This is a genomic window from Dactylosporangium siamense (genome assembly GCF_016862795.1).
Taxonomy (GTDB): domain Bacteria; phylum Actinomycetota; class Actinomycetes; order Mycobacteriales; family Micromonosporaceae; genus Dactylosporangium; species Dactylosporangium siamense.
Window position 1 is genome coordinate 1 of sequence record NZ_BONQ01000126.1, and the last position, 12,937, is coordinate 12,937.

Annotated in this window: 11 protein-coding genes and 1 pseudogene; 4 read left to right on the top strand and 8 right to left on the bottom strand. The window is 66.1% G+C overall.

Annotation, left to right across the window (positions count from 1 at the left end; all coding sequences use genetic code 11):
- The coding region (locus Dsi01nite_RS57735; RefSeq protein ID WP_239136510.1) for a response regulator transcription factor at positions 1 to 445 on the top strand (445 nt) is incomplete at its 5' end.
- A gap of 163 nt (positions 446 to 608) precedes the next feature.
- On the opposite strand, the gene Dsi01nite_RS39650 is transcribed toward Dsi01nite_RS57735, so the two are convergent.
- Positions 609 to 1,256 (bottom strand): SMI1/KNR4 family protein, encoded by a 648-nt coding sequence (locus Dsi01nite_RS39650; RefSeq protein WP_203851543.1) that lies wholly within the window; start codon positions 1,254 to 1,256, stop codon positions 609 to 611.
- A 1,028-nt stretch (positions 1,257 to 2,284) separates the two neighbouring features.
- On the opposite strand from Dsi01nite_RS39650, the gene Dsi01nite_RS39655 reads away from it, so the two are divergent.
- Complete coding sequence (locus Dsi01nite_RS39655; RefSeq protein ID WP_203851544.1) at positions 2,285 to 5,437, top strand: DUF4434 domain-containing protein; 3,153 nt, start codon at positions 2,285 to 2,287, stop codon at positions 5,435 to 5,437.
- 287 nt (positions 5,438 to 5,724) lie between these two features.
- Here Dsi01nite_RS39655 and Dsi01nite_RS39660 read toward each other — a convergent pair whose 3' ends face one another.
- Entirely contained in the window at positions 5,725 to 6,120 is a 396-nt protein-coding gene (locus Dsi01nite_RS39660) for a hypothetical protein (protein WP_203851545.1), read from the bottom strand.
- Positions 6,121 to 6,263: 143 nt separating this feature from the next.
- On the opposite strand from Dsi01nite_RS39660, the gene Dsi01nite_RS39665 reads away from it, so the two are divergent.
- Both Dsi01nite_RS39665 and Dsi01nite_RS39670 read left to right on the top strand, forming a co-directional pair.
- Positions 6,264 to 7,157, top strand: coding sequence for an IS5 family transposase (locus Dsi01nite_RS39665; RefSeq protein ID WP_203851546.1), 894 nt, complete (start codon positions 6,264 to 6,266; stop codon positions 7,155 to 7,157).
- Positions 7,158 to 7,249: 92 nt separating this feature from the next.
- Positions 7,250 to 7,681, top strand: a pseudogene (locus tag Dsi01nite_RS39670) (transposase); the annotation flags it as partial.
- Positions 7,682 to 7,726: 45 nt separating this feature from the next.
- Here the strand turns inward: Dsi01nite_RS39670 and Dsi01nite_RS39675 are convergent.
- The 6 genes from Dsi01nite_RS39675 to Dsi01nite_RS58485 form a co-directional block, all read right to left on the bottom strand.
- Positions 7,727 to 9,085, bottom strand: a complete 1,359-nt coding sequence (locus tag Dsi01nite_RS39675; RefSeq protein WP_203851548.1) for a PrsW family intramembrane metalloprotease — start codon at positions 9,083 to 9,085, stop codon at positions 7,727 to 7,729.
- Positions 9,082 to 9,960, bottom strand: a complete 879-nt coding sequence (locus Dsi01nite_RS39680) for a hypothetical protein (protein ID WP_203851549.1) — start codon at positions 9,958 to 9,960, stop codon at positions 9,082 to 9,084. The genes Dsi01nite_RS39675 and Dsi01nite_RS39680 overlap by 4 nt, the downstream gene beginning before the upstream one ends.
- Positions 9,961 to 10,195: 235 nt before the next feature.
- Complete coding sequence (locus tag Dsi01nite_RS39685) at positions 10,196 to 10,945, bottom strand: hypothetical protein (RefSeq protein ID WP_203851550.1); 750 nt, start codon at positions 10,943 to 10,945, stop codon at positions 10,196 to 10,198.
- Positions 10,946 to 10,965: 20 nt separating this feature from the next.
- Entirely contained in the window at positions 10,966 to 11,961 is a 996-nt protein-coding gene (locus Dsi01nite_RS39690; RefSeq protein WP_203851551.1) for a hypothetical protein, read from the bottom strand.
- On the bottom strand, positions 11,958 to 12,113 hold the full coding sequence (locus tag Dsi01nite_RS39695) for a hypothetical protein (protein ID WP_203851552.1): 156 nt from the start codon (positions 12,111 to 12,113) through the stop codon (positions 11,958 to 11,960). The genes Dsi01nite_RS39690 and Dsi01nite_RS39695 overlap by 4 nt, the downstream gene beginning before the upstream one ends.
- 173 nt (positions 12,114 to 12,286) lie before the next feature.
- Positions 12,287 to 12,412: a hypothetical protein gene (locus tag Dsi01nite_RS58485; protein WP_275423449.1), complete on the bottom strand. Its 126-nt coding sequence runs from the start codon at positions 12,410 to 12,412 to the stop codon at positions 12,287 to 12,289.
- Between the last annotated feature and the right edge of the window lie 525 nt (positions 12,413 to 12,937).

The window sequence follows — 12,937 nt, forward strand, 5'->3', positions numbered from 1 at the left end:
CCAGTTTTCAGCCGTCGTTGACAAAGTGGGATCGAAACGCCGTCCAACGGGCGGTTTCGACCCGCTGCCGGGCGAATCCGAGGACCTGGGCGACCGCCGCCCGGAGGTTGTCGTAGCGGATCTTCCCGGTAGCACGCCGCCGAGCGTGGTGAACGCATGGACATGCCCCTCGGTCACCCGCCGGGTGGTGGACAGGATGGCGCAGCAACCGGCGCCGCAGTACACCGCCCACGCCAGCCTCACCGACCTGACCCCGCGCGAGCACGAGGTCCTCATCCACCTCGCTCGCGGCCTGTCGAACCGTGAGATCGCCGCCGCGCTCGTCGTGGAGGAGTCGACGATCAGGACCCACGTCAAGCGGATCCCGATGAAGCTGGGACTGCACGACCGGATCCAGGCGGTCATCTTCGTTTACGAGAACGGCCTTACTACACCACGGGACTGACGCTTCGACGCCGGCAAGCTGACGCCTCAGCAAACACTGAAACAGTGGCCACGCTACCCCAGCCACCGTCCACAGCCAGTGCCGAACCCGTCTGTTGCGTGCTCGTCGCCGCCAGCGACCCGGCCGGTGAGGGTCCTACGTCCAACGCTTGACGGAATGGCAATCACTCGCTGGACGGGTTCCAGACCTCCGCGACAGGGTCTGGGACCGCACCGTTCGGTGTCGGTAGCCGATGCGCCACGTCGGACCAGAGCGCGGTCAAGCTCGGCCAGAGCGGCCCGCGCGGGTTGCTCTCCCGGTCGAAGCTCAATACGCTGCCACGTCCGGGTCCGGCACGCAGATCGATGAGCAGCCCCCCGCCGCCGCCGTCACCCGCGAACGGCCACCACGCCGGGATCCATACCGGCAGGTCATGCTCAGGCCCAGGGGTTCCAGCGGGCAGGGCACTGATGTCCCTGAGGAACCCCTCGAGCTGCTCCTGATCTTCGGCCGGGACGAAGTCCGCGAGCACCTCCTGCCGCATGCGCCACATGTCGACCGCCTCGTCGACCGGGTACGGGTCGTACCACGGCGGGATCAGCTGCCCGGCGAGGTGAAACACTTCGAAGCGCACGCCACCGGCCAGCCGGTACCACTCGGCCACGTCCTCTGGCAGGGCCGCTCCGACCGCTGCCTCGACCTCGGCGACTGCGGCTTCCCCACCCGGCCTAGCAACCGCCTCCCGGGTCCTCGGCGCATGCACCGCCAGCCAGCGCTCGACAGCGCCCCACGCCTCCCGCAACCCAGCAACGTCGCCCACAGCACCAGGCAAACACAGATTGTGTCCCGACGCCCGACTTTCCGGGTGGCGCCAACCGTTGCGTACCACCGTCTCGGGGTGCACGGAGCGACGGCAATCAGATCAGTCATCTGTGCCCAACCGTATGACTGCCGAGAAAGGACACACCTCGTATCTTCTGTCGGTGCGTGACACCAGAGGCATCTGCGGCGGTCGGAGACCGCGACACTTCGCGGCGCGTATCACGGTTGCCGGCGTCGCGGTGGTTGTCCTCTCGGTCGCTCCCGCGGATGAGTCCGGCCCCCGTTCCGACGTGGCGGAGTCCGGCTACGGTCACACCTGCGGTGGGTTCGTGTCCGTTGACACACCGCTCCTCCGGTGTATACAACTACCAGACCGTGCCGACCGGCGACCGCTGACCGCACACCAGCAGGCAGCTGGAGGCTTGGCCAGCCGAAAATTGCTGGGCGTGGTCGCGTATGCCGGCTTCTGCACCACACCGGCGGACCAGTCATGCAGTGCGCCGCCACCCCAGATGCCGTTGCACCGGCCCACGCCAGCAGACGTCGCCGTGGTCCGTGATGCCATCGCACATGCCGGATACGCAAATTTTGTCGTTCGGCTGGCACGCGAACACGACATCAGCGAGCACGGCAGCCTTATCTACGCCGTCAGTGTCGATGAGATTTGTGCCTTCGGAGTTCTCCATTACATGCCTGGAGGCCCCGGCGCCCAGATGACAAGCGGGCCGCTGCCGGACGGAAAATGCCTAGACTAGAGCAGCTGGCGAAAATTGCACACGCCGTCCTGCGTTCGTGTCATCTACCTGGCTAATCTGATCCAACAGGTGGCCAGGGATGCGATGCCGGCGGACGAGAGGATAAGACGAGAAGATTGCTAGCTTCTGAGGACCGCGCGTCGAATAGTCGACGCCCTTTAGGAGCTGAGGCACGTTGCAAACCAATATGTTCAGGTATCCACGGATAACCAGAATATTCATCGCGGCTGCAGTCGCCAGCGGGATCATTTTGACAACAGACGTTGGCCAAGCGCGTGCCGAGGTGGAGTTCGATCACACCGTGATGATTCCGCCCGCCGCCGCGCAGTCCGGAAATTACACGGTGATTCGGACCGTCGCACCCTCATCGACTTCGACAGCATCCTCTCAGGCGCGTTCCACCGTGTCGTCGGCAGAAACAACACCGAAAGGTAAGCCGCTCGGCGCGGATCAGGCTGCGGCGGAGCTAACTAGTGCGGCCCGTCGGAATTCGCATTCGTACCGCAAGGCATCCGACCAGGATGGTAGTGCGGATGGCACTATCACGCCGTTCACCGTGACAACGACGATGCCCGACCAGGCGATGCTCAACGAGTGCCTGTCCCGTCCGAATGCATTCACTAAGTCAGGAGAGACCCTGAACCGGAAGTTCTGGTGTAGCCAGGGCTACTACGTCGTGGAGTACGGAACCGAGGTCAACGGCAATTTCGTGCTGGACGGCGTTGCCATGGTCAACGTGATCAACGTGGCGGTTGGCTCAGAGAACGACCGGACGTGGCGCGTCTGGACGCACGCGATTCCGGGCACGGTGAAGATGAACCCGGCGCCAACATCGATGCATCCGGACTGGCCCACAAAGGTGTGGGGATACAATTTCCTGCTTCAGGCCGAGTGCGCGCAGGCGGTTCCGTACTGCGGATCGACGGGCGGAGCGATCGGCACCTGGACGGACTGGAACGTCAACGACAGGTGGACCTACCAGGATCTCAGTTCACCGAAGACCAGCGGAACGGGACCGGACTCGGTGACGTACCACTCGTGGTACTTCTATCTCAAGTCCGAGGGTGGACCTTATCCGATTCGCGAATACAGCAGCTCCCAGCACATGGTTCGCTGTGATTCAGCCACCTATCTGACCTACCTCGGTAAAAGGTATCCGGAAGGATGCGTCATGTACTCGGTACTGCCGCACCTGCAGTATGACCTCGGCAATGCAAAACACGCACAGGTGGCGAAGCACATCCAGGACGCGCAGAACAATCCGAATTCCACGTACCCGAAGGAATCGCATTCGAAGATCATTCCCGGGAAATACACCGGCTCGTCGACCAACGGCCTGCACCGCATCAGCAACACCGACGCGCGCTACGCCCAAAACAACACCAGTCGTCTTGCTGCCTGCAACGGAACCAGTCCCTATTCGGCAAGCACCGGCATGAGCCCAAAGACCACCGCAGGACAACAGTGTGACGAGTATCCGTTCAGATCGACGGAAGAGGGCGCGTCCAACCCCAACTTCGACTTTTCAGTTCGCGCGGTCGCCAGCTCTCACAACACCTCGGCCGGCGCCTCCCTCGGGAACTTCTACGGTCAGGATCGCATCCTGTACAACGCCGATCAGTTCTGGGTGGAGATCAACGGCGCCTGTGCCACCTCGTGCACCCCGACCGCGTCGGCCGCACCGGTGAACCTCGACCCGAGCGGCGCGGGACGGCTGAACGGATCCTTCATCCAACCGGCGCTGGTGGACACCTGGTCGAACGCGACGCTGAACGCCGAACTGGCAGCGATGAAGGCGAAGCACATGTCGCACGTCGTCCTCCAGTGGACCGCCAACAGCTACGACAAAGGCCTGGGTGGCCAGCGTTCCGCGGTGTTCCCAACCTCGCAGTCCGGATATGTGCGCAGCACGAACACCGACGTTGTCGCCCGGTTGCTTGCAGCGGCGAATGCCACGGGGATGGAGGTGTACATCGGCCTACAGGTCAGCGACCAATGGTGGAACGTGTACGCCAACGATGCGAACTGGATCAACAACGAGGTCGCAACCGCGACGGCGCTTGCCCGCGAGCTGGCGGGCAAGTATCGCAGCAATGCGTCGTTCAAGGGTTGGTACCTGTCGTTCGAAATCGACAACGTGCACTTCGGGACACAGACGGCGGAAGACAATGTCAGCAACCTGCTCGGTAGCATCACAAACGAGTTGAGGTCGATCGACAACACGCTTCCGATCGCGATCTCGCCGTTCTACAACGCGGTGGACACGGTACTGTACGGATGGCAAAGTCCAAGCACGTGGGCGTCCATGTGGGGGCGTCTCCTGCAGAGGTTCAACATCGACATCATCGCTCTGCAGGACGGTGTCGGTGCCGGCCACGCCAGTGCTGCGACGGTTGGCGAGTGGTTCTCCGCGATGCGCGACGCCATGAACTTTGCCGGCTCGCCGGCCATGCTCTTCTCGGACGTCGAGACGTTCATCGTCGGACCGTCGTCCCTGCAGCCCATGACAATACGGACCATCGTCGCGGACATGAATGCCGTCAAACCGTACGTGGAGGGGTTCTGGTCGTTCGCCTACAACCACTACCAGTCGCCGAGGTCGGAGTTCGCGAGTACGTCGTACGATAAGGCGTACGACCGGTGGGCAGTGAACGCGACTGGCGACGGTTCGGACGGAGACACTCCGACTGCGCCGACTGGGCTGTCCGCAACAGTGAACAACTCGCAGCAGGTGACACTGACGTGGACGGGCTCTAAGGACACGAACAGCGGCATCGCCGGATACCACATCTATCGGGACAATGAGTGGGTTGCCGACAAGCTCGGCACCACCGCGTCGTTCGTCGACCGGCAACTGGACGGTAGCCGCACCTACAGCTATCAGATCAAAGCGTTCGACGGGTCGGGTAACGAATCGGCCATCTCGGCGACCAAGACAGCGACCACTCCCGCCACGCCGGTCACGAACACGAACTTCGCACGGTGCGGCGCCGCGACCGATGCCGTGGGCTGTGCCTACACCACTGATGTTGCCGCGGATGCCCTTTACCCGGACACTGGTGGGACCAAGCTCACCAACGGTGCGCATGGTCTGAACAACGCGTACGGGCCGGAGTGGCAGGGTCGAAACGGCGTTGCAAACTATTCTTTCACCATCGACCTCGGTGGCGTGCGGGCCGTGAAGGAGATCAACAGTACCTGGTTCCAGGTGCGTAGCGACTACACGTTCTTGCCGCCGAACGTCACGTATCTGGTGTCCACTGACGGCGTCAACTTCACCCAGGCGTCGAGCATCGACATTCCTGCCATCGGCCCTGGCGTGCAGACCAAGACCTACCGCGCCATCAGCCTCAACGTCAGCGCGCGGTACGTCAAAGTCAAGGTTAAGGGTGGAGACGCCTGGAGCATGACCGACGAGGTCGAGGTCCGCGGCTAGCACGACAGCCCAGGTTCGTTATGTAGATGTCGGTTGATGGATGGTGTGCCGCGTCGGCGGTAGTGGCTGGTGCGGGCGCGGGCGGCCGTCAGCATGCCCTCCGGCACGCCGACCAGCCCCAGTGCCACCAGCCCATCGTCAGACATCTGCATGACGAACCTGGGCTGGGGTGCCAATCCGGCTGGCGGATCCGTCTTCGTCATCGCGCTCGACGCTGCAACCCGGGATCGGCCCTCGGCCTTCGGGTCGGTGGCCGCCCGCCCTTGACGGACGGCCACCGAGTCAACTCAGGAAGGGTTCAATGCCGACAGCTCCCCGACGGGTGCCACCAGGTGACCCTCCCCGAAATAGCACCACCATGCCGGTGACGAGCCGGCCGGGCAGTGCATGTGCAGTCCACGGTTGTGCACTGCACAGTCGGGCCATGCGATGTTCAGCACCTCGGCGAACAGGTCTTGGACACCTTCGGCAACTTCGGCCAGCGCGTCCTCCTCCGTTTCCCCTTCACGACCGCTCACCCCGCCGTAGAACCTGCCGTCTTCCAGGGTCACGTGATAGATGGAACGTTCTCTGAAGGAGCCCACGCTCCGAACGGCAAGCCTGAACGAGAGACCTGACGCAAAGACATCGTCTTGCACCAATACCAGTGCATCCTTGAGGCGCCCGAGGGCCTGCGCTGTCACCGGATCTCCTCCGCGTGCGGTCTAAGGCGTGTTTGGTAAGCCGTCGGACTGGTGGCCGTTCGTCGGTGTGGCGTTGATCGAAAAGTGGCGAGGTCTCCGGTAAGTGGGTTAGCGACCAAGCAAACCTTCACACCGGAGACCTCGTGGCCAGCGTAGCGGTGGCGAGGCGGCATGACCTCAACGACGCGCAGTGGGCGGTTCTTGCCGCGGTACTGCCTGCGGTGTCGGTTCGTGGGCGGCCGCCGAAGTGGAGCAGACGGCAGTTGATCGATGGGATCCGGTGGCGGATCCGGGTGGGTGCGCCGTGGCGGGACGTGCCCACGGAGTATGCGCCGTGGCAGACGTTGTACTGGTTGTTCCGCCGGTGGCAGCGCGACGGGACGTGGCAGGCGGTGTTGACCGCGTTGCAGGCGCACGCAGATGCCGTCGGTCGGGTTCGGTGGGACGTCAGCGTGGATTCCACCAGTGTGCGTGCGCATCAGCACGCTGCTGGTGCCCATCGTGACGGTGGTTCGCAGCAGGAGCCGCCGGGCGGGGTCGATGACGAGCCGGACGATCACGCTCTGGGCAGGTCGCGGGGTGGGCGGACGACGAAGGTGCATCTGGCGTGTGAACAGGGGCGTGAGGCGTTGTCGTTGTTGTTGACTGCTGGGCAGCGTGGCGACAGCCCGCAGTTCGTGCCGGTCCTGCAACGCATCCGGGTGCCGCGTCCTGGTGGTGGCCGGCCGCGGACCCGCCCCGATCGGGTGCTTGCCGACAAGGCGTACGCCGGGAAGGCGAACCGGGCCTATCTGCGTCGGCATGGGATCCGGGCGACGATCCCGATCAAGGCCGATCACGCTGCGAACCGGCGCAAGCTCGGGTCGAAGGGCGGCCGACCGCCGGCCTTCGACCCGGAGCTCTACAAGCAGCGTCACGCGGTGGAGTGCGGCATCAACCAGCTCAAACGCAACCGCGGCATGGCCACCCGCTTCGACAAGCTCGCCGTGCGCTACCAGGCCACCGTCACCATCGCCGCAATCAACGAATGGCTCTGACCCCACTTACCAAACACGCCTTAATACTGCAACAGCGTGTCGTGGCTCCGCTTGTGTTGGCACGTTGACTGGTTGTGGTCGATGTTGAGTTGGTGGGGTCGTGGGATGCCGGGTTGAACGAGTTGTTCTTCCGGTTTTCGCATCGGTTTGCGGGTGGAGCCGCGTCGGCGGGCGGCGGCGTATCTGCGAGGGTTGCTGGCGCCGTTGGAGCGCCGGAACGGTCGGACCCATGCTGAGCAGGGTGGTCATGGGTCACCGGACGGGTTGCAGGGCATGTTGTGCAGCGCGGCGTGGGACCGGGACGGGGTCCGTGATGATGTGCGGGCGGGTGTCATCGAGGCGATCGGCGCGGTAGACGGGGTGCTGATCGCAGATGAGACCGGGTTCGTAAAGAAGGGCCGCGCGTCGGCGGGGGAGCACCGGCAGTACTCGGGGACTGCGGGGAAGGTCGAGAACTTTCCGCTGGGCACGTTTCTGGCGTACAGGTCGGGGCGGGCCAGGCGTTGATCGACCGGGAGTTGCATAGGCGCGCTTTGCGACGACAGCCGTCGTGAAGGGGCTGCGCCGGGTCATCGAGGTGCTTCGGCGGTGAGCACGGCGTGTCTGTGCTTATGCTGGTCGATGCGGTCGCGGAGGATGTCCAGCTGGTCGTGGCCGAGGCCGTCGGTGGTTTCGGCGCGGGTGTGGTGCCAGCGGTAGGCGGCGAGGTCGAGCTGGGCGGCGTGCAGGCGGCGGAGGTTGCGGTAGGCGGGGATGCCGTGCAGGCGCAGGGCGGCGATGTGCAGTGCCTGGCGTTGCCGGGGGTCGAGCAGGATGGGGACCTCCGGTGGGGTGATCGCGGTCGCGGCGCTGGTTTCGGACCAGAGTTCGGTGGTGAGGCCGGCGGCCTGGGTGCGCAGTCCGTGGCGGGTGAGCAGGACCCGCATGACGATCAGGGGTCCCTGCAGCAGCAGGATCGACGCGGGGAGCACGACGAGGAGTTGGACCAGGTCGCTGACGGCGGGGAGCAGGTCGTTCTGGGTGAAGTTGAACGCGTCGTAGCAGGCGTGGCCGCCGACGGCGGCGAGGGCGCCGCAGATGATGGCGGTGCGACGGATACGACGGTCGCGGGTCTGGACGGCCGCGCCGATGGCGGCGCCGAGGATCGCGGAGAAGGCCGTGTGCGCGGCGAGGAGACCGACGATCTGGCGGCCGAAGTACTGCGCGGCGGCGCCTTCGTCGCCGTTGCTCATGTAGAGGATGGTTTCGGTGAAGTTGAACCCGAGGCCGCAGGCGGCGCCGAGGACCGCGCCGGAGACGGCGCCGTCGATGTGGCGGCGGGCGAGCAGGCAGGCGATGGCGACGCCGGCGCCCTTGACGAGCTCCTCGACGATGCCGGCGTTGATGCCGCGCAGCGGACGGACGGCAAGAGTGGCCTCGATATGGTTGTCGTCGCTGAAGGTGTCGTACCAGGCCAGGGACCAGCGGGCGAAGAGCTCGTTGATGTCGCCGCACATGCTGACGGCGATGATGGCACCGAACGCGAACACGGCGAGGTACAGCCACACCGGCACCCGCCGGTACCGCTGGATCGTGTACATGGCCCAGAGGCCGAACCCGGTGGTCGGCACGCACACCGCGAACAGCAGCGGATGCCGGGCGAACGTGATCAGCGGACCGACGACGAACGGGCCGAGCAGGGCGACCGTCCCGGCGACGGTCAGGCGCCGGGACAGCGGGGCGCCGGGGCGCTGCTCGCGGTGCAGGCGGCGGGCCAGGAGGCAGCCGAGCCACGCCACGCACACGGTCGGGATAACCACCCGCTGGACGGCCGGGAGCTGGCCGAGGCCCGACGCGGCACCCTCGTCGAAGAGGTACAGCGCGGCGTTGAGTAGGTAGCCGCCGACCATCACGATGGCGATGCGGAACACCCGCTCCCACGCCCTCACCGCGGGCTCCTGGGCGGTGCGGTGGGCAGGCCGGGGATGGCCGGCGGTGGATGCTCGACGCCGAACGTCAGCACGAGCGCGCCGCTGCACAGCGCGGCCCCGAGGGCGCCGCAGAGCAGCAGCACCCGGAACTGCGGGCGGGTCTCGTAGCCGGGCGGGTCCCGGGTCGGGGTCAGGCCGATCGTGATGCTCCGCGCGAAGTCCCGGACCGCGCGCCACGCGGCGCCGGGGGCGCGGAGGACGAGGATGCGTTTGGTGCGCCTGAGTTTCGGTAGCAGGGCGGCGCCGATGGTGGCGACGAGCGCGCAGACCGCGGCGGCGGCACAGAGCATCGCGACGGTGCGAGGTGTACCGGTGGCGTGGATCGCGCTCGTGGCGGGGAACGCCTCGGCCATCTGACGTGCAAGAGCGAAGTAGAAGACGGCGACGGCCGCGTAGAGCAGGACCAGCATCGCGGAGTACACGGTGTGCAGCCGGAACAGCAGGCACAGCACCGCCACCACGAGATACCCGCTCAACGCGGCCGAGACGGTCGAGGTGTAATGCAGCACGGCGGCGTCGCGAGCGCTGAGGCCCGACCCGCCGCTGGGCGCCGACCCCAACGCCAGCCCCACGGCGACGAGCGCGGCCAGGGGCGCGAACAGCCGGGTCGACGGCCCGCGCAGCCCCACCGTGATCGCGGTGACGGCGACCACGGCGTCCAGGCTCGGCGCGGTGACCATGAAAAACCGGACGAGGTCACCGGCGCCGGGAGGCAGCGCGTCGGTGTAGGAGCTCAACCCGGACGGCTCCGCCCAGGTCACGTCCGGGCCGGCGAGCCAGTCCGTGGCCGACACCGTCGCCACGAAATAGCCGCACACGAGCGCGCCGATCATGCCCGCCCACCGCATCGCCTGCGCGATCAAAGCCACCCCCGTGCCGCCGCCGCCGACCACAATCTACCGACTTCAATCACTTCCATTGAACCCATGCAGCTCGCACGCCAGAACCCAGCAGACCTGCACCGCACGTGGACGTGAGAACGACGTCAACTCCGTTGGACAGCGAGAATCGCGACCACAATCGGGCGGCCGGTCGCGCACGATCGGCTGGTGGCGGCGTCGGACCGCGTCAGCAGTGGATGTAGACGCGGACCAAGTGGACATCGGGTGGCAGATTCTGAAGATATTCGTCGGCAGCGATGTAGTACCGATCGTGGGCGGCCATATCGAACATGCCGGTGCTGAAATCGGCGTAATCGGTCCAGGTGCCGTCGAGGGTCAGCAGTTCGGGTGTCGGGATCTCGCGCGCTGTAAGGCGGCGAATGTACCAGTTGCGGTCGTAGCCATAACGGTAGACAGGGTCGGTGGCTTCGTTGAAGAAGATGCGCTCGGCATCCAGGCCTCGTGCGGTGATGAAGGCCTGAATGAGGGGCTGGTCGCGATGATCCCGTCGGGCGTCGTCGAGGGAGTAAGCCGGGTCGGTGTCGTAGCGGCTCAGGAACTCCTCGATGGGCCGGGCTGGTGGGTGATGCCGGGCGATGTCGTCCCACTCCGCCCAGCTCATCTCAAGTTTTCGTCGGGCCGCCGCCCGGTCGGTGTCGAAGTCGAGCAGGCCGCGTGGGGCGCCGTCGCAGCGGCCGGGCAGCCAGCCGCCGGGCGGCTGAGAGATCCGCAGCACCCGAGGATCGTTCTCCCAGCCTTGCCGGATGAGCAGGCCGCCTGACGGTCTGGCGGTGCCGTTGATCTGCCAGTGGTCCCAGCGGCCTTCGGCGCCGGCGGCGCCGTTCATGTCGAACGGTTCCAGCGCCGCAGCAACGACGTCAACCACGGCCCGTCCCGGCGGTTCAGTGACGCACACCGTCACTGTTGCGTGAGCCATTCGTCCACCTTTCCGGGCGTTCAGGGCCTAGGGTGCTGGTGCGCGGCGAGTGCACGCGCGTGGGCGGGGCTGAGGAACTCGCCGGTGTCGAAGTTCGTGGCTACGTTGATCACCCGGACGTTGCGGTTGCCACGGAACCGGTTCGCCACCGTAGCGGCCTCGTGATCGGTCCGGGCGTAGTAGACCACGAATTGCGTCTGCATCTTGCCACGAGGCTTAGGGCCCATCTTGTTGATGATCGTGTTCGCGATCTCGTCGAAGTTGAGCTGTCTGGATTTGGGATCCGACTCGCTCGCCTCGACGGAGTCCACGCATGCCAGCCGGCCAGCAACGAAGGTCACTTTGATGAAGTCGCTGGTGGTGCCGTGGACCTGGGGTCCGTCAACCGTGCGGACCCAGCCTTTGCCTGTCAGAGCGGCGCCGTCGTTCTGGAGGAAGTAATAAGACCCGTTCCTGGTCCGCGGGTCGAATGCCTCGCCGCGGGCGGCGAGCCCGGCGTTGAGGAACGTCCACGTCGCGAGCTCCATGGCGTTCGCGTTCGGGTTGCCAAGGACGTGCGGGATGGAGTTCTGGTCGACGATGACGCTGTTGCCGACGCCGGTGACCGTCAGTGGGTTCCAGGTGTCGTCGTCGGCGCGGCCCGCAATGCTGCGGCCGTCGCCGATGGACAGCATCCGCCAACCCAGCTCCGACGGGTCGACCGCATGTCCCGGCAGATCGCGGGCGCCGCCACGCCCGGCCGAGCCACCGGAGGGCAGGTGGGTCGCGAGACCAACGGACAGGTCGGTGATCGCCTTGGCTGCGGCGACGAACCGGTACACGACGACACCGGCGGCGACGGCGGCTGCCACCGCGCCCACAATTGCGGCGGCGACCACGGCGGCCGTCTCGCAGCCGCCGCTGTCACCGCCCGCCTCATAGCTGACCCCGCCGCAGCGCGCCCCCGTCTGCAACGGCAGGAGCAGCAGGAGCCAACCGACGGTTATGGCAGTACGGAACGCGACGCGCCAGGTCATTGCCGAGCTCCGTTGATCAGGACGGCGTAGTGGTCCTTGTAGCGCCGCATCCGTTCGCGGAGGACGGCGAGGTTGGGCGGTTCGCCGCGGGCGTCGTGCCGGCGGGACGCGACGAGGTCGAGCTGGCGGAGGCCGCCATCCGCAGCGCCCACCGTTCGCAGGGATCGAACGGGACGGGCACCTCCGGCGGGGTGATCGCGGTGGGCGGGTCGGTGCATTAGGCCTGCATCCTGGCGTAACCGGCGATACCCGCGTAGAGGAGCATCAGCATCGCCCAGTACACGACATCCAGCCGGCACAGCAGCGCGATCGAGGCCGGCGCGAGCTATCCGAACGCCACCGCCGCCACGCACGTCGTCTCCTGTATGACGGCCACGTCGCGGGCGTCGTTGACGCTCATCCGGTCGATGTTGTCGCTCGCCGCGCCGCCCAGCGCGGCGGCACCGTCCATTGGCTATAGCCACGCCACCACCGCACCGACGGGCTGCGCAATCCCACCGTCACCGCCGTGATCGCCACGACCGCCGGCCACGGCAGCGCGGCGAACATGAAGGATCGGACGAACTCCCCCGCTACCAGCCGACAGCTCACCCGTGTAGAGGGACAACTTTCCTGGACGGCCCACGTCGCCGACTCCTCGACGAGCCGATCCGTGCCGGCCTGCCTTACCAGGACAAACCCGCACACCGCCACAGCGACCCAATCGACCCTCCGCAACCATGACACTCCCGGGCGTCAACGTCTGCCGGCTAACCTACCGACATTCGTCGATGCGCGGCGCCCCGGATGGGGCCGATCGGGTCACAAGAAAGGCGGTACAGCAGACGATCCGTTCCGCATACCCGACATGACGGCGTTCCGCTGCGATCCCTTGCATCGGGTCGTTGACGCTCGATGAGCAGCGGCCGCAATCGATCGCGACGCCGAGACCACGCGCACCTCACCGCTGTGAAGTGACATGGCAGAGTCGAATCCG

Coding starts and splice junctions, on each gene's coding strand:
- Dsi01nite_RS39680 (WP_203851549.1), bottom strand. CDS start 9,960: ATGATCGGCGCGCTCGTGTGCGGCTATTTCGTGGCGACGGTGTCGGCC.
- Dsi01nite_RS39685 (WP_203851550.1), bottom strand. CDS start 10,945: ATGGCTCACGCAACAGTGACGGTGTGCGTCACTGAACCGCCGGGACGG.
- Dsi01nite_RS39690 (WP_203851551.1), bottom strand. CDS start 11,961: ATGACCTGGCGCGTCGCGTTCCGTACTGCCATAACCGTCGGTTGGCTC.
- Dsi01nite_RS58485 (WP_275423449.1), bottom strand. CDS start 12,412: ATGGACGGTGCCGCCGCGCTGGGCGGCGCGGCGAGCGACAACATCGAC.